The organism is Saltatorellus ferox (genome assembly GCA_007751475.1).
GTDB lineage: Bacteria > Planctomycetota > UBA1135 > UBA1135.
Genome location: CP036434.1, coordinates 6,304,963 through 6,322,381 on the forward strand (window position 1 = coordinate 6,304,963; position 17,419 = coordinate 6,322,381).

The following is a 17,419-nucleotide window of genomic DNA, read 5'->3' on the forward strand; positions in this document are numbered from 1 at the left end:
ACGGCCGGCGGCCTACCAGAGGCGCTTCTCTTCCGAGATGTCGTAGACGACCTCGCCGCTCTGCCAGACTTCCTTGACGAAGCTGCGCGGGTCCGCGGGGTCACCCGTGATCCAGAGAAGGTCCGCGATCTTGCCGACCTCGATGCTGCCGATGGACTGATCGAGGCCACAGGCCATCGCCGGAACGATGGTCAGACCGCGCACCGCGTCCATCTTGGAGTTGTCGAAGCCGTAGCGAACGCCCATCGCCGCCTGGAGCTGAAGCTCTTCCTGTGGGATGACCGGTGAGTCGGTGTTGAAGCCGATGCGCGTGACGCCCATCTCCTGGTATCCCGCCACGCAGCCCTGGATCCGCTCGGGGTTCGAGCCGGACCAGTTGATGAAGCCGCGCGTCGGCACGTCGATGGCACGCGGGCCGACGATGGCGAAGATCTCGCGCTCTTCGATCAGCTTGCCGAGGCGCCAGGTGTCGAACGTACCGTGGTCGATGAAGACAGGGATCCCGAGTTCGTCATGCACGTCCGTGATCGTCTTGAGGGCGACCTGGTAGATCTGCGTGTGCGTGGAGATCTGGGCCATGTTGGCCATCAGCGCGCGGAAGATCTCGAACTGCGGGTTGATCTCTGGCCTTTCGCCGCCGTTCTTCTCGTACTCGGTCCACTTGTCGGCGTAGGTCTTGCCACGGCGCAGCGTGTTGCGCGTGTTCCAGTTCATGAACGAGCGGTTCGGACGGGTCGTCCAGCGCTCGGGGTTACCCGCCTGCGCGAGCTTCATGGAACCCGGCGTGCGAATCTCGGCGCGCTCGAACGTGTCGAAACCGGAGCGGAGCAGGATGCCCTGGCCACCGATGTTCGTGCCCGAGCCTGGGATGTAGAGCACCGTCGTGACGCCCGCCGCCATACCGAGGCGCAGCGCCTCGTTGCCGGGGATCACGTCGGAGGACGCGCGCAGCCCGGGGTTCGTCAGGTAAACGGTGTCGTTGAGGCCGAACGCGCCCGCGATGTGGCAGTGCAGCTCGACGATGCCCGGCATCAGCCAGTCGTCGCCGAGGTCCTGAATCTCGTAGTTCGAGGGAATCTTGACGTCCGACGCCGGGCCGACGGCTTCGATGATCCCGTCCTTCACGAGCACGACGCCGTTGTTCACGACGGAACGGCCCTGCCACTCGGCCGTGAGGATCTTCTTGGCCTTGATGGCGAGCCCAGGTCCGCCCTGCATGCCCGCGACGGGTGCCGCGGCCGGCGCCCCCGAGCGAGCGGGCGGACGCGGCGCAAGCGCGTTCGGGTCGCGGTTCAGGATCGGGCGCTTGGCCGGTGCGGTGGAGTCTCCCTCGCCCACGCAAGGACCGGGAGAAGCGAGTGTCGAGGCACCGCCGAGAAGCGCAGCCAGTCCCACGCACGCGGCAGGGAGGGCTCGGGTGAGGCTTCGGGCGAAGCTCTGTGTCGGAATGGAATGGCGCATCAATAGCGGCGCTCGTCGCGCGCGTCGTAAACCTTTTCACCTTCCTGGAAGGTGAAGTGAATCATCGACCGCGGATCCGTCGGATCCCCGGAGGAGAGAATGAAGTCGGCGTCCTTGCCTGGTTCGAGACTGCCGACGCGGTCGGCGATCCCGGCGGCGGTCGCCGGCACGATCGTGAGCCCGCGCAGGTGCTCGAGGTGATCGTTGTTCAGGCCGTAGCGAACACCCATCGACGCCTGGAGCGGCAGCGCCTCCTGGGGGATCACAGGCGCATCGGTGTTGAAACCGATCATCGTGTGGCCCTGTTCCTGGTACTTCGCCGCCATCCCGAAGATGGCGCCGTCGTTGTCGTTGACGATGAAGAGGCCAGGCCGGTACTCGACGTTGATGCTGTTGCTGATCGCGCGCGGACCAAGGATGGCGGGAACGCCCGCTTTCTCGGCCTCGGGCGCGGCGCGCCAGCCGTCGAACGAACCGTGGTCGATATAGACGTCGAGCCCGAGCTCCTCCTTGACCATCTTCACGGTCATGAGGACGACCTGGTAGATCTGCGTGTGGGCCGAGATCTGCACCTTCTTGTCGAAGAGACCGCGGAAGGCGCCCCACATGGGGTCGACGCGCGGCTTGTCTCCGCCGTTCTTCTCGTACTCGAGCCAGCCCTTCGCGTAGGCGATCCCGCGCTGGAGCGTGTTGCGGGTGTTCCAGTTCATGAAGGAACGACCGACGCCGCTGAGGTAGCTCTCGGGGTTGCCCGCCTGGGCGAGCTTGAGCGAACCGGGGTTCCGGATCTCCATGCGCTCGTACGTGCCGAAGCCCGTCTTGAGCAGCACGCCCTGGCCGCCGATGTTCGTGCCGGAGCCCGGGATGTAGAGAACGCTGGTGACGCCCGCGGCCGAGCCCGTCAGGAAGTCACTGTTCTCGGGCACCACCGACGTCCAGGCGCGGATGCCCGGATTCGTCAGGTAGACCATGTCGTTCAGGTCGTTCGTGAAGAAGCTGGCGCCGGCCACGTGACTGTGCAGATCGATCAACCCGGGCGAGAGCCAGTCGTCCGAACGATCGAGGATCTCATGGGTCTTCGCGAGCTCCTTCAGGTCGACCTCGCTGCGAGGGACGACCCGAACGACCTTGCCGTTCTCCACGATCATCGCGGCATTGTCGACGACCTGCTGGCCGTTCAGCGGCAGCGGGAGGGCCTTCTTCGCGAGCACCACGAGACCTCGCTCGGAACCGGCGGCGCCGGGGTCGGCTCCGCCGCCCATGGGCTCCAAGGCCGCAGCGTCACCCGGCGTGAGCGCCGCAGCTGCCACGAGGACGGCGGGAGTCCACCATGCCGCTCTGGTCGCGGTGAAGGCCATCGAACTAGTGGATCTCCTTGCCAGCCACGAAGACGCGCTTCACCGAGGAGGAAATCTCCAGCGGGCTGCCGTCGAGGATCAGAATGTCCGCGTCCATCCCGGGAGCGAGCGTCCCGACGCGATCGTCGATACGCAGCATCTTGGCGGCGTCGGAGGTCAGGCCCTTGAACGCCGCGACCGGCGCGAGCCCCTGGGCCATCGCCCGCGCGGCCATGACGCCGAGCTCAGCGGCCCCTTCCTCACCCTCGCTGAGGAAGGCCACCGGAATCCCTGCCGAGGAGACCTCGACCATGCGATTCCGCTGGTAGCCGTTCTGCTCCGTGACGATCATCTTGTTCATCGGGATCAGCACGCCGGCCACGCGGCCCGCGATCTGGTCCGCGACCTTGTGAACGTCGTCCGAATCGACGAGCACCGGCTGGATGCCGTACTCCTCGAACGTCTCGACGCACGCGAGAATCTGGTCATCCCGCGTGACCTTGACGAGGATCGCCGCTTCGCCGGACATCGCGCGGCGAATGGGCTCCAGGTCAGGATCGATGGAAGGCTCCTTCGGCTGCCCCTTCGGGGACCTCTTGCGATCTTCCTTCTCGGGGACCTTGATGACGCGACGTGCGACCTTGTACTCGTCGGAGACCTGCGTGGTGTCGAGCTGGCCGACGACGTCCTCGCCGCGCTTGACCTCACCGCGAAGGAAGGTCTTGACGCCATCGTCCTCTTCCTTGGCGGCCTCCTTGTCGTCGTCCTTGTCTCCTTCCTTCTCGTCGTCCTTGTCTTCGTCCTTGTCGCCGTCGTCCTTCTTGGACTTCTTCTTGGAACCCTTCGGCTCGGGATCGTTCGAGTACGTCTCGGTCAGCGACGCCTGAAGGTCGCCGTCCGGGGTCTCGATCACCAGGGACACGTCGTACTCGGTGCGGCTACCGGTCACGCTCAGCAGGTCGTCGTAACCTGCCATGCGCACGGTGCCCTCGATCGAACCATCGGCGGACTCGAGGAAGCGGAAGCGAACCTTACCGGGCTCGGCACCATCACCGCCGTCCAGAGGCGCGAAGGTACCCTCGAAGACGCCCGTCACGGCCTTGGCCGGATCGCGCTCCTTCTTCTTTTTCTTCTTGTCGTCCTTGTCCTTGTCCTCGTCCTCGGCCTTCTCTTCGTCCTTGTCCTCTGCCTTCTCGACTTCGTCGGCGTCGGATTCGTCCGCGGGCGGGACCCACTCGGCCATTTCGGCCTCGTACTTGTCCCAGCTGTCGACGTACTCTCGCGCCTTGCGGAGCTGCTGGCGAATGTTCTCGCCGGACTGGGTCACGATGTCGTTGTCCCAATCCATGCGGAGCGAGGCGACCGGGTCGACGACGAGATCGTCGAAGCTCATCGCGGCCGGCTTGTAGGCGATCGAAGGCGTCGCGCCGCCGAGGTTCTGGGAGATCATGTTGACCGTCGTCACGCCGTTCAGCGCGACCTGACGATCCGCAAAGTCCCCGGGCTCCAGCAGGCGAGACAGATCGAGTCGCGTCGAGAACGAGCGACGTCCGCCCTCGGTGCCGAGGTGTCCGTAAGCGTCGATCATGCCCGGCATCGCCGCGGCGCCACGGACGACGGTCGCGCCAGTAGGCCGTCCGACCTGGGCTGCCACCTGGGCGATCTTTCCATCGCGCACCAGGATCTCGCCAGGCGAGTGAACCTCGCCGTTGCCCACGTGGAGATGGTCCACGCTGATCACCATCGAGCGACTGCCCGCCGCGCCCGCGTGACGGGCACCCGACGCATTGGAGCCGGAAGAGGTGGCCGAAGACATGGCCGAAGCCATGGCCGGGTTCCAGACCTCGCTGCCGCCGATGTACGTCGCCACGACCGAGGTCGCGGTGGCCATCGGGGCCCCGGTCAGAACGACCATATCGGCGTCCTTGCCCTTGGCGAGGCTACCGACGCGTCCCTCGACGCCGAGGACACGCGCCGCGTTGAGGGTGATCCCCGCCAGCGCATCCGCCTCGGAGAGCCCACCGCGCATGGCCAGAGCGGCCGCGAAGCGAAGCTCCGAGACACCCAGGCCCGGCGGAACCGCGATCGCCACCTGAACCCCTTCGCCGACGAGGCGCGCGATGCCCTCGTAGTCGGGCCAGGCGGCCGTTTCGGACTTGCCGACGTCGCGTCCGCGCTGGAAGTGCGGGCGTGCGATGACAGGAACGCGGGCTTCCGCGATCGCCTCGGCGAGCGAAGCAGCGCGACCCGCGCCGTCGATCACGAGGGGGAAACCGAAGCGCTTGGCCACGTCGAGCACCGCGCGAACCTCGCCGGGCGTCTCGGCCCCGAGGCGCCACGTGGTGCCCTCTTTGAGGAGCTTCGCCAGCGCGGGCCCCGTCTGAGCTCCGTACTCCTCGGCGTACGACTTGTCGCCGCCGGCGAACGCCATGAGCTCCTCGATCGCCAGCACGGCCCCCATGGTGGTGCGCGGAAGCTGCGGCGCTTCCACACCGAGACCGACGTCGACGGTCGCGGGCACCGGCGGCTCCCAGTAGCCGGGAGTACGGCGCGCTTCCTCGCTGATCGATCCGTGGATCCCGGCGGTCTCGCGCAGAATGCGCTCTTCCGCATCCCCCATCTCGCCGCCACCGGACTTGACGACGGCGCCCTGTCCGGCGATCAGCCGACCGCGCGCGGGCGCGAGGTAGACGGTCGTGATTCCGTTCTTCAGCGCCGAGACGATGTTCGAGTAGGGATCGAACTGGTCGATGGCGAGAAGGCTCGGGTCCGCCGTGCGGGGGCCGGGCGTCGGCCGGGCATAGGACGAATCCACGGCGATGAGCCCGGGGATGATCACGGCTTCCGAGCCGTAGTCGACCGTCGTCGCTCCGGCGGGAATCGACACGTCCGAGGCGGACCCGACGGCCTGGATCTTCCCGTCCATGACGACGATCACGCCGTTCTCGAACGTCGCGCCGCCTTCGACGGCGTGGATCGTTCCAGCGCGCACGACCACGGCCGAGGATCGGGACGCTCCCGCTGCGTGCAGCGGTTCGGCCGGCGCGTGCACGACCGCAGGGCGGGTGAACGCGAGAGCCGTGCTCGCCGCTGCGGTCAAGCCGAGCGCGAAGCCGCTGCTCGTGACGGTCGGGAGTAGTGTTGAGATGAGGTTACGCATGGGAGGACTCTTCCGAGTCGATCAGGACTGGTCCTTACTGGTTATCGGAGTCGTCTTCGCCGTCGCCTTCGTACTCTTCCGGCTCCTCGGCCACCGTTCCCGGGGGACGCGTTCCGTCGGTCAGCTGCTGGACGCGAACGTCCTTGGACCGGTCGTAAACATGCACACCGTCGAGGATGACGTGCTCGACGACGCTCGTGACGCTCAGGGGATCTCCGCTGAAGAGCACCACGTGGCCGTCAGCACCCGACTTCAGCGCTCCGACGCGGTCGGAGAGACCGAGGATCGATGCGGGCACGGACGTCGCGGCCGCGAGCGCAGCCTCGCGCGGGATTCCCGCGGCGACGCACTGGGCGGCCTGGAACCAGAGGGAGCGGTTCGAGTCCGTCGAGGACGAGAGGGCAAAGGGGACGCCCGCGTCGTGGAACACCTTCGGAACGAACGTCTCGATCTCCTCGCCGGTGATCGGGTCGCGCTCGCGGTGGGCCAGGTTGTCCTCGAGAATGACGCTCACGCCCGCCGCCTTGATCTTCGGCGCGGCCTTCCAGCAGGAGTTGTCGAGAACGAGGGTCATGTGCTTCGTGAAGCCGTTGGTATCCGCCACGCGCAGCGCGGTGTGAACGTCCGCGGCCGAACCGCACCACATGAACACGGGCATCTTGCCCTCGATCACGTGCAGGAGCGGCTCTTGCTTCTCGTCGACCTCACCGCGCGGAATGCGCTCGAAGCCTTCGATGGTCCAGGCCTCCGACTGGAGCGCCTTGCCTTTGGCCGCCTCGCCCTCCAGCTCGCGACCCTGGTACAGCGCCTCACGACGATCGTAGTCGTCGCCGTCCTTCTTGCGCTGGACCATCTCGTCCAGGTAGCGCTTGAGATCCTCGAACGCCCCGCGCAGCGCCTGGGCCTGGGTCGCGCGCGACTTCCCGCGCTTGGGCGCGGCCGACATCTTGATGCCCGCGCGCGGCTTGACCATCATCGACTCGACCGTCATGCCGTAGGGCTTGACGACCATGCCCTGGCCAGCGACGACGGTGTCGTTGCCCTGCTGGACGTTCATCACGACGATGCCGTTGCGGAGAGCGTCTTCGAAGTAGAAGTTCACCGGGTCGATCGAGTCGCGAACGTTCAGGAACGGCGCGACGTCGAGCGTCTCGTTCTCCCGATCGATGCCGCGCGATACGTGGGACTCGACGAAGCCGGGGAAGGCCGTCATGCCGGGCTGGTCCACGACCTCGGCGTCCCACGGGATCTGTACGTCCTCCTGGGATCCGACGGCCGTCACGCGCCCACCCTCGATGATGATGATGCCGTTTTCGATCGGCTCACCGTTCAGCGTGATGACCTTGCCCGCCTTGATCGCCGTCTTGGCGACCTGGGCGCTGGCGTGCACGGGAGCGACGAACAGCGCCGCCGCTCCGAGGACCGTGGCCCCCATCGAGAGGCGCGAGGCCGCGGAAAGGAGTGCCCGCCCGCTGCGGGTGTTCTGGAATGACGTGGTGAATGACATCGTTTTCGGATCCGCCCGGTGAGGGCGTCGGGTAGCGCCAGCGGAGGAGGCTGACTCGGGGGCGTGTTCTGTGTTCGGAAAGGGGAGGCGGCTCGCTCGAATCGAAGGCGAAACCGGCGGGGGCCAAACCGGCGGGGTTCAGCCCGGGGGTTCAGCCCGGCGAGGCTAATCTCAGCGGGGATCGACCACGAGAACGCCGTCCACCAGGACGCCGATCGCGCGAGTCGTGACCTCGAACGGCTCACCGTTCCAGAGGACGATGTCGGCGTCCTTGCCGACCTCGAGGGTGCCGACACGGCTGTCGACTCCCAGGATCTGGGCGGGCGTGATCGTGACGGCGCGCAGGGCCTGCTCACGGGTCAGGCCGCCGCGCATGGCGAAGCCCGCCTGGATGCCTAGCGGCTCCGTGCGAGCGTCGTTGGCGGAAAGAGCGAAGGGAACGCCTGCGTCCTGGAGCACCTTGGCCGTGTTCGCCGCCATGAAGGCCTGGTCGACGGTACGCCCCTGTCCTGGCATGGGCGGAAGCACGACGGCTGCCCCCGAGCGGACCAGGAGGTCGGGCTCGCGCCAGGCCTCCGCCGCTCCATCGATCACGAGACGGATCTCGCCGAAGCCTTCGCGCTGCATCTCCTCCTTGAGGAAGACCGCGGTGCGAATGTCCTGGGTCGGATAGGCCTGGATGAACGCGGCGATCTTGCCCGCGAGCACGTCCTGGAGAATATCGACGTCTTTACCAGCGCCTTCGGCCGGTGCCTGGGCGGCGTCGAACAGCGCCTTGCGCCATTCCCACTCGACGCCCATTCGAGTCGTGGGGCGCCTGTTGTAGAACGTGTTCGGGGTGCCGCTGGCGGGTCGGTTGCCGCTGCTCGGCAGACCACCGATGGCGCCGCAGAGAATCTCGGCTCCCTCGAGCGCGCGACCCTCCAGCGTCTCGGGACCCGCCGTCTTCAGCAGAATGCCGAGACCGCCCACGACGTTGCGGTTCAGCGGTGGAACGAAAGCGGTCGTCACGCCCGAGCGCACCAGACGCTCCCAGCGCGGATCGAACGGGTCGACCCCGTACTCCATGCTGATCGAAGGCGTGACCTCGCTCGACTGCTCGACCGATTCGAAGCCGAGGTGGATGGGCGCGCTCGCGTCGATGAGACCGGCCGTGAGCGTGGTCGCTTTCAGGGAGTCATCGTTCGCCGAAGCGCCCGGAGTGATGGCGCTGATCTTGCCGTCGGTGATGACGACCAGGGCGTTCTCCAGCGTGCTGCCGGTCGACGTGTAGACCTTGTCGGCGAAGACGCTCCAGGAGTTCTTGGGCGCGTCGCCGTCGGCCTTGGCAGCCTGGCTCCCTTTACGGGTCGTGGCCTGAAGTGGAGCCTGAAGTGGAGCCTCAGAAGGGTGCTCGAAGAGCGCCGAAGAAGCGAGGAGGGCCGGACCCTGGAGGGCCGGAGCCAGCAGCAGCGTTGTAAGGATGGAAATCATGGCGCTTTCGGATGTCTGCTAGCGATGCGTGTGGTGGGACGAGGAGCGTTCCGACTCGTGAACGAGCTTGCCGCCCGCGAAAACGTGGGTCGCGCGGCTGGTGAGGTCCGTCGGAGCGCCGCTCCAGACCACGAAGTCCGCGACCTTGCCCACTTCGAGCGTTCCGTGGGACGCCGAGACACCGAGCATGTCTGCGGCGGTCTTCGTCATCGCAGCCAGCGCGCCCTGGGCGTCGAGGCCACGTCGCATACAGGTGGCGGCCGTCATCCGCATGGCAGCGGGACCGTGGGTGCCCGCATCCGACGCGAACGCGAAGGGCACGCCAGCGGCGCGCAGCGCCTTCGCGCTCTCGGCGACGTCCGCTCGATCCCCGGCATCCAACGGCTCGAAGACGACACCGAGGCCAGAGGACTTGAGAAGGTCGACCTGATCCCCGGCTTCAGGGGCACCGATGATCGCCCCGGTGAGGCCGTACTGCTTTGCGAAGGCAACGGCGCGGGCGACCTCGTTCTTGGAAAGGGCTTCCATCATGACCCGCGTGGCGCCCGAGCGAGCCTGCGCGAATGGGCTGCCATCGGCCGCGTCCGCGAAGTGCCGGTCGAGATGCGCATAGAGTCCGGCGTAGCTCGTCGGCTCGACGAAGTTCGAGATCGAACGGCTCGACATGCCGAGGTGCAAAGCCACGCCGCGCTTGACGATCTCACCGGTCGCAGGCGAGACGATGGCGTCCAGCCCGCCCGCAATTCGATCAGAGGCCGGCGTCATCACCACCGTCGTGATCCCCTCCGAAACGAGGTGCGCCCAGGCCGGATGGTGAGGATCGAAGGCGCGCGCGACGTCGGCCGTCGGCGTGAACTTACGCGTGGTCTCGTTGTTCTCCGAATCAGCACCCGTGGCGTCGCGCATGGCGATGAAGCCCGGCGCGATCTCGCCGTCCACCTTGCGAACGGAAAGGCCCTCGGGAGCGGAGGCTCCGACCGAGCGGATCGCGCCGTCCGTGACGACGATCACGCCGTTCTCGATGACGCGTCCGTCACCGACATGAACTCTGGAAGCCTGCAGAGCGAACGAGTCCGCTGAGCCAGCGGCAGGGGAGACGGCGGCCGTTGCCGGCGCTGAAAAAGCCAGCGCGGAGACCAGGATGGGGAGTATCAGCATGATGAATAGTGGCGCGTGGCCGTGGATCGACCGTCGCTACTTGGTCGCCTGTGGGACGACGGCTCCGCCGGAGATGGCAGCGAGCACGCGGGATGAGCTGGAGAGCGGATCGCCCGAGAGAACGAGGAGATCGGCGGCATGGCCGCGCTTGACGGTTCCGACCTGGTCGGCGACGTCGAAGGTCGCCGCGGGTCCAGAGGTGATCGCGCGCAGGGCGGTGTCGCGGTCCAGCCCGTGCCCGACGGCGAGCGCCGCCAGCAGGGGGAGGTCGCGGGACGCGAGGGCGGACGCGTTGCCGGTGCCGATGAGGACGTTGACGCCAGCGGCATCGAGTTCCGCGGCGAGCGAGAGGCCTGGATCGAGTTCACCGACAGGACCACCTGGATTCGCCGGGCTCGGCGCGACGATGACCGTGACGCCGCGCTCTCGCAGCTCCTTCTTGCAGGCAAGCGCCGACGTACCGCCAGCGATCACGAGCCGAAGACGCTTGAACGGCTCCGTCGAACGAAGGAGATCACGGATCTCGAGGGCGCGCTCGGCGTGGACGACCATGGGCACTTCTCCCTGGACGACGCGCGCGAAGGCCGCCTTCTCGGCGTCGTACCGGGGCTCGCGCGGACGGCGATCCTCCTTGTACTTCTTCTCCTTCACCTCTTCACCGTCTTCCTCGGCGTCCTTGACCGCCTTTTCGCGGGCCTTCTTCGCCTTCTTGAAGTCGTCCTCGAGCTCCTTTTCCTTGTCGGCGATGGCCGCTTTCCATTCGGCCAGCTCCTTCTCGTACTCGGCCATGTCCTCGGCGTACTTCTGGCCCGCTGCGAGTTCGGAAACAAGCTTGTCGATCTGACCGATCCGGTCGATGGGATCGATGGACTGGGGTCCGAAGGAGAACCCCTGGGGGCCGCCGCGGCCGCCGAACTGGTCGGGCGAGAAGCCCGGGGATTCCGCTCCGATCGCGGCCGACATGGAGGCATCTTCCAGGACGACCTCGGCCGAAGGCGTGCGGAGCACTGCGCCGAAGCCGCTGATGTCGGAGGCAAGGCCCACCTGACTGCGCGTCAGAAGAACGCCCGAAGCGGCGAGTTCCTCGAGGACGGCCTTCTCGCCGTAGGGATCGAGGGCATCCGTGGCCATCGTCGCCGCGTTGAGGTCGCGGGAGTTGACGGAACCCGTGTCGAAACCGGCCGTGGACCAGGGGTCCATGAAGGCCGCGCAAATCACCTCGCCCTGGATCGCCTGGGCCCCCTCGGGGGCCTTCAGGTCCGTCCCCACCGCCGTGATCTTGCCGTCTTCGACGAGAACGCTCGCGTTCTCCAGTACGTTGCCAGGGCTGACGATCAAGCGCTTGGCCGTGAGGAAGAGCGCTTGGGACCTGACAGGCTCCGCGTCGGACCCGGCCTCCTGACCCGCCTGGGCGTTGCCCCCCAGATGGAGAGCGGCCATGGCCAGGGCGGCCGTCGCGGCGAGCGCGGAGGCTGCGCCTCGAAAGGTGGGAGCGATGGCGGCCTGGGGACGCTGATATGAAGTGCGCATGGTCGAACGATCGATCTTGCCGGGAGAGCGTGAGGAGGGGCAGGGGACCAGGATGGTAGGCATTAAGGAGATCGCGAACCATCTTCAAGCGTCCTGCGGATGTGCCAGGCAGGAAAGACTTACGCGGCGACGAGGCGGGGCAACGACTGGACGCGAGCACCTGGCCTGTTCGCTGAAGGACCGGCAGGCACCCGAAAAGGGCGGCGATTCGGGCAAAAAGTGCGACATTGAACCCCGCAACCCCTCTTTCGGAGCCAGCTCCGCCGTCCACATCGGGGAGAAAACGGCATTTCGGGCCGTTGGACCGTTCGCGCAGCGCGGAAAGGGCGCTGTATCCCGAGCATGCGCGCCCGAAAAGCAGTTCACCCTCTCCTCCTGGAGCCCGCCTACTGGCGAAATCGACTCCAGGTGCTCGAAGACGAGCCCTCCGGGGTCGTCTGGACGCCTCGGCCCGACCTATCCGAGGGCGGCTGTGAGGTCACCGAGTTTCGGATTCGCGCCCACGATGGGGTGAGACTCTGGGGCCTCTTCGCCCGCCCAACATGGCAATCCGGGCCCTGGCCCGCCACGGTGCGCTCCGTGGGCCCCGCCGTCCGCCCGACGCCGTGTCCGGCGACGGCCCAGGCGGGAACGGCCGAGTTCCTCTTCCAGGAGCCCGCCGGTCGCCGCCTGACCGACCGCGTGATGGACGTGATGCAGGTCTGCCGCCTGGCCCTGGCGACGAAGGGCATCGGAGAGGTCCAGGTCCAGCACGATCACGCGGCCATCCACCATCGGGACCCCGGAGCTTCCCCGACGGTGACGAACACCGACGAACTCCTGATCGTCGAGCAGCTCCTCTCCCACCGCATTGCGAGCGTGAGCCCCAGAGCCGATTAGGCGCCGACCGAAGGCAAGGGTCGGAATGGGCTGAAGAATCCAGCCACCAAGGCAGCGTATGCCTCCGGAGTGGACGGATGGCAAGATCCACGGAGTACGCACTTCGCCGTCCCTCCGTTCGGATTCTCCCATGCTCCTCCTGTCCCTCGTCCTCGCGCTTCCACTCCACGCAGTGTCCTCCGGCGGAGGAGCAGCGCCTTCCTCGCACCTCGTCTATTCGGACGCGAGCTTCGAAGGCGACATCCTGATCAACGAGGTGCGGGTGCCCGCGAGCGGCGAGGCCGTGTACACGTACTACGAGGCGCTCGGCTGGGGCGGCCGAGCCGCTGGCTACGCCGGGATCCAGGCTCACCCGAACGGGCACAACTTCCTCTTTTCCATCTGGGATCACGACGATCACACCGCGCCGATCGAGGCCGTTCACCGCGGCGCCGGCACGCTGACGGAGAACTTCGGCGGCGAGGGTACGGGGCTCAAGTCGTGGAACTTCGAGCTCGGCTGGGACACGGACGTCTGGTACGCGCTGGTGGCAAGATCCTGGGCGATGGGCGATCACACCTTCTACGGCTACTGGGTTCGCTCCGACAAGACGCGTGAGTGGACGCATCTCGTGACCATGGACGTGGCCGCAAAAGATGCGCACCTGCTCGGCGGGAACGATTCCTTCCTCGAGGACTGGCTCGAAACCGGCACGGCCCTGCGGACGACGAACCTGCGGCGCGGATGGAAGCGCAGGCTGAACGGCGAGTGGCACGCGTTCGGCGCCGCGCGCTATTCGGTGAACAGCTGGGATCTGACGGAGGGCAAGCGCTCCTATGACTTCCGCAGGAGCTGGGACGGCGGCGTGCGGAAGGACCGTAGCGGCGAGTACTACTACATGACGAGCGGCGGCGCAGACACCCGGCCCACGACCGAGAACCCGTCGACCTTCGAGATCGCGCGCTCCGAGGAGCGCCCCGGCTTCGCGCCGATCGTGGTCCGGTCCGCCCGAGCCGTGCCACAACCAGACGGGCGAATCATCGTGTCGTGGAAGGTCGACCCGAAGTCCTCTCCACTGTTCGCCTACACGCTGATCGGCAAGATCGGTGAGGGGCCAACGACAAGGGTCCTCTTGGAACAGCAGACCATCGAGCCGCATGCGCGACTGGGCGTGGCATTGCTTCCGGACGGCGTCGATCCGGCCGAGGTGACGTGGACGATCCAGTGCCGCGATATCTTCGATCAGCTTTCCCAGGTCGTCACGGCGGAGTGACGCCCTGGGGCCAGAGAGGAGGCTGACGCGGACCCTACAGCCACTCGCTGTGCACGAAGGGACCTTCCGGGTCGTTCACCTTCTGGTAGGTATGGGCTCCGAACGCATCGCGCTGGGCCTGCACCAGGTTCTGCGGTAGACGTGCGCTGCGCAACGCGTCGTAGTAGGCGAGACTCGCGGCCATACCCGGAACCGGGATGCCCGCGCTGACCGCGGAGCCGACGACCCGGCGCCACGCAGCCTGCCGCTCGTCGAGCTCGGTGCTGACCTTCTCATCCACCATCAGGTTGGCGAGGTTCGGGTTCCGGCGCCACGCCTCCATCATCGTCTCCAGGAAACGCGCGCGGATGATGCAGCCGCCCGTCCAGATCCTCGCGATCTCCTCGGAGTCGATCGACCAGCCATACTCCTCGGCCCCCGCATGGATCAGCGCCATGCCCTGGGCGTAGGCGCCGATCTTCGCGGCGTAGAGCGCCGCCTCGACGTCGTCGACCGTGATGCCGAGGTCCGCGTTCACCTTGGGCCCCTTCAGCACCTTCGCAAAACGCAGGCGATCCGACTTCATGCTGGAAAGCACGCGCGCGTCGATGGCGGCCGCGATCGACGGAATCGATACCCCGAGGTCCAGCGCCACCTGGGCCGTCCAGCGGCCGGTGCCCTTCTGACCCGCCTTGTCCAGCACGCGGTCCACGAGCCAGCCTCCGTCCGGGTCCGCCTTCGCGAAGATCTGCGCCGTGATCTGAACGAGAAACGAGGAGAGCGGTCCCTTGTTCCAGCGCTTGAAGGTCGCGGCCAGCTCCTCCGGCCCCATGCCGAGGCGGCGCTGGAGGACATCGTAGGCCTCCGCGATGAACTGCATGTCCGCGTACTCGATGCCGTTGTGCACCATCTTCACGAAGTGACCTGCGCCGTCCGCGCCGACGTGCGTGACGCAGTCGCCGTGCTCGGTCTTGGCGGCGATCGCCTCCAGCACGGGGCGGATGCGCTCGTAGGCGTCGACGTCGCCACCGGGCATGAGGGCGGGCCCATTTCGCGCGCCCTCTTCACCGCCGGAGACGCCGACGCCCACGAAGCGGATGCCCACCTCCCGCAGGCTCGCCTCCCGGCGCCGCGTGTCCTCGAACCACGAGTTGCCGCCGTCGATCACGATGTCGCCCTCGTCCAGCAGCGGCTGAAGCGCCTCGAGCACCATGTCGACGGGCTTTCCGGCCTGAATCATCATCAGGATGCGACGCGGACGCTCGAGCGTCGCCACGAACTCGGCGTAGGTCGCGGTGCCGGTGAGTCGCCCCTCGCTCTCTGCCACGGCGCTCCGCATGAGGTCCGCCTCGCGGTTCCAGACCGCCACGTCGAAACCATGATCCACGACGTTGAACGCGAGGTTGCGGCCCATGACCGCCATGCCGATGACGCCGAAGTCGGCCAGCGCAGCGGCGCCGCCGGAGTCCAGCGCTGCCGCCGCCGGCGCATCGATGAACCAGCGCGGCCGCGGCCCTGCGAGCGAAACGGAGGCCGCGGGCAGGAGCGTTTCCCCGCGCATGGTCTCGCCGCGGGCCTGGGACTCGACCCCGGCCAGCCGCTTGGCCTTGTCCGCGCCGAGCACGAGGAACACCAGCTCACGCGCCTCGCCGAAGGTGCGCAGGGTCAGGGTGATCCGATCGGTGGGCGCGTTGGGGCTCACCGCTGCGGCAACTCGGGCCTCACCGGCATCGAGTTCGGCGCCGCCCGGGAAGAGCGACGCGGTATGGCCGTCGCCGCCCATGCCCAAGAGCGCCAGATCCAGCGGCTCGTCGCCCAGGACCTTCTCGTAGGCCGCCGCGCCCTCCGCGGGAGCGAGCGTGCCGTCCATCGGATGCACGTTTCCCTCCGGGATCGAGACCCGGCTCACGAGTGAGTCGCGCACGAGCTCCATGTTGCTCGCAGCGTCGTCGGCCGGGACGCAGCGCTCGTCGCAGAAGAAGAGGTGAACCTTGCTCCAGTCGACGCGCTCGGCGCACTCCGGCTCGGCGAGGCGCTCGTAGAGCGGGCGCGGCGTGCCTCCCCCCGAGAGCGCTACCCGAAAAACCCCGCGGGCTTCGATGGCGGCGGCCGCGCGCTCGATGAAGAGCTGCGCCAGTGCTTCGATGGTGGCCGCGGCGTCGGGAAAAACGGAAAGCGCCAGGGCGCGGCTCGTGGTGGTGGTCATGGGGAGAGTCGGGGTCAGCGATCAGTGATCGCGCATGAGCGCCTGGTCTGCGATGCCGAACACGTTGGCCGCCTGGGGCCCCCAGGTACCGGCCTCGTAGGGGTGAATCGTGTGGTTCATCGTCAGCACGGGGTCGAAAACGTCCCACGATCTCAGAACCTCGTCACTGTGAACGAAAAGCGTCTGATCTCCGCGCAGGATGTCGAGGAGCAGCGTTTCGTAGGCGTCGGGAAGATCGTCGAAGTGCTCGTCGTGGCGGAACGTCAGGGGGAACTGGTCGAGCATGATGCCTGAGCCCGGCTCCTTCACGTTCATGTAGAGCGAGAAGCCGGGGTCCGGCTGGAGCGTCATCGTCAGGACGTTCCGATTGACCTCGCAGACGCCTTCGTTCTCGAACATGCAGACGGGCGACTCCTTGAACTGAACGCCGATGCGGGTGAGGCGGCGCCCCATGCGCTTGCCCGAGCGCAGGTAGAACGGAACGCCGCGCCAGCGCCAGTTCATGATCTCGCACCGAACGGCCGCGAAGGTCTCCGTGGAAGAGTCGGAGGGCACGTCCTTCTCCTCGTGGTAGCCGAGGAGTTCGCCGTTCCTCGCGTACTGTCCGAAGACCACGTCGCTCTTCGAGAGGGGCGCGAGCGAGCGCAGCACCTTGGCCTTCTCGTAGCGCACCGAGTCCGCGTCGATGTGCGGCGGAACCTCCATGGCCACCAGCGTCAGAAGCTGGGTCAGGTGGTTCTGGATCATGTCGCGCAGGGCGCCCGACTTGTCGTAGTAGCCGGCGCGCGAACCGAGCCCGAGTTCCTCGGCGACGGTGATCTCGACGGCCGCGATGCGATCGCGATTCCACAAGGCCTCGAAGATCGAGTTGCCGAATCGGAAGGCGAGCAGGTTCTGGACGGTCTCCTTCCCGAGGTAGTGGTCGATCCGGAAGATCTGCTCCTCGCGGAAGGAGTTGCGCAGCACATCGATCAGCGCGTGGGCGGAGGCGAGGTCCGTCCCGAACGGCTTCTCCAGGACGACGCGGGTCCAGCCACCCGAGTGATCGGCGTTCAGGCCCGCCGCGGTGAGGCCCTGGACCGCCTTGCCTAGGGCCGCCGTGGGAAGCGCGAGATAGAAGGCGCGGCGCGGGGGCAGGTCGTGCTCGGCCTCCAGGGCGAGGAGCCGCTCTCCCAGCGCCTGGTAGGCGGCGGTCGAGCCGTCGCCGAGCCCCTGGTAGTGGACGCAGTCCTGGCAAAGCGCCTTGGCCACTTCGGGCGGCACGTCCGCCTCCACCAGCGATTTCGCGACGAGTTGGCGGTAGGACGCCTCGGTGTTCTCGGGGCTCGTGGCCACGCCGACGATCCGGGTCTTGGGCGAGATCGAGCCCGCGGCGGTCAGCTCCGCGAGGGCGGGGAGAAGCTTCCGTCGGGCCAGATCACCGGTCCCTCCGAAGATGACGAGCGTGCTCGGGGGCGTCGCTTTTTTAGGTTGCATG

General features: G+C 67.2%; 11 protein-coding genes. 2 read left to right on the forward strand and 9 right to left on the reverse strand.

Annotated features, from left to right (window positions below):
- Nucleotides 1–12 precede the first annotated feature (12 nt).
- From Poly30_RS22815 to Poly30_RS22845, 7 genes are all read right to left on the reverse strand, one after another.
- Complete coding sequence (locus Poly30_RS22815) at nt 13–1,461, reverse strand: amidohydrolase family protein (protein WP_145202924.1); 1,449 nt, start codon at nt 1,459–1,461, stop codon at nt 13–15.
- Complete coding sequence (locus tag Poly30_RS22820; RefSeq protein WP_145202927.1) at nt 1,461–2,819, reverse strand: amidohydrolase family protein; 1,359 nt, start codon at nt 2,817–2,819, stop codon at nt 1,461–1,463. The genes Poly30_RS22815 and Poly30_RS22820 overlap by 1 nt, the downstream gene beginning before the upstream one ends.
- Before the next feature lie 4 nt (nt 2,820–2,823).
- Nucleotides 2,824–5,958: an amidohydrolase family protein gene (locus Poly30_RS22825; RefSeq protein ID WP_145202929.1), complete on the reverse strand. Its 3,135-nt coding sequence runs from the start codon at nt 5,956–5,958 to the stop codon at nt 2,824–2,826.
- Nucleotides 5,959–5,992: 34 nt separating this feature from the next.
- Nucleotides 5,993–7,465 (reverse strand): amidohydrolase family protein, encoded by a 1,473-nt coding sequence (locus Poly30_RS22830; protein WP_145202932.1) that lies wholly within the window; start codon nt 7,463–7,465, stop codon nt 5,993–5,995.
- A 171-nt stretch (nt 7,466–7,636) separates the two neighbouring features.
- A complete protein-coding gene (locus Poly30_RS22835; RefSeq protein WP_145202935.1) occupies nt 7,637–8,938 on the reverse strand; it encodes an amidohydrolase family protein in 1,302 nt (433 codons plus the stop codon).
- A gap of 18 nt (nt 8,939–8,956) precedes the next feature.
- Entirely contained in the window at nt 8,957–10,096 is a 1,140-nt protein-coding gene (locus Poly30_RS22840) for an amidohydrolase family protein (RefSeq protein ID WP_145202937.1), read from the reverse strand.
- A gap of 36 nt (nt 10,097–10,132) precedes the next feature.
- On the reverse strand, nt 10,133–11,626 hold the full coding sequence (locus Poly30_RS22845; protein WP_419190527.1) for an amidohydrolase family protein: 1,494 nt from the start codon (nt 11,624–11,626) through the stop codon (nt 10,133–10,135).
- A gap of 342 nt (nt 11,627–11,968) precedes the next feature.
- Between Poly30_RS22845 and Poly30_RS22850 the strand changes: the two genes are divergently transcribed.
- Together Poly30_RS22850 and Poly30_RS22855 are read left to right on the forward strand one after the other, a co-directional pair.
- On the forward strand, nt 11,969–12,505 hold the full coding sequence (locus Poly30_RS22850; protein ID WP_145202943.1) for a hypothetical protein: 537 nt from the start codon (nt 11,969–11,971) through the stop codon (nt 12,503–12,505).
- A 130-nt stretch (nt 12,506–12,635) separates the two neighbouring features.
- Entirely contained in the window at nt 12,636–13,757 is a 1,122-nt protein-coding gene (locus Poly30_RS22855; RefSeq protein WP_419190528.1) for a DUF3472 domain-containing protein, read from the forward strand.
- Between the two features lie 34 nt (nt 13,758–13,791).
- On the opposite strand, the gene gndA is transcribed toward Poly30_RS22855, so the two are convergent.
- On the reverse strand, nt 13,792–15,942 hold the full coding sequence (gndA, locus tag Poly30_RS22860) for an NADP-dependent phosphogluconate dehydrogenase (RefSeq protein ID WP_419190529.1): 2,151 nt from the start codon (nt 15,940–15,942) through the stop codon (nt 13,792–13,794).
- Between the two features lie 21 nt (nt 15,943–15,963).
- The gene (gene zwf / locus Poly30_RS22865) at nt 15,964–17,418 is read right to left on the reverse strand and encodes a glucose-6-phosphate dehydrogenase (protein ID WP_419190530.1); all 1,455 of its coding nucleotides are present in this window, start codon (nt 17,416–17,418) and stop codon (nt 15,964–15,966) included.
- Nucleotide 17,419 lies beyond the last annotated feature (1 nt).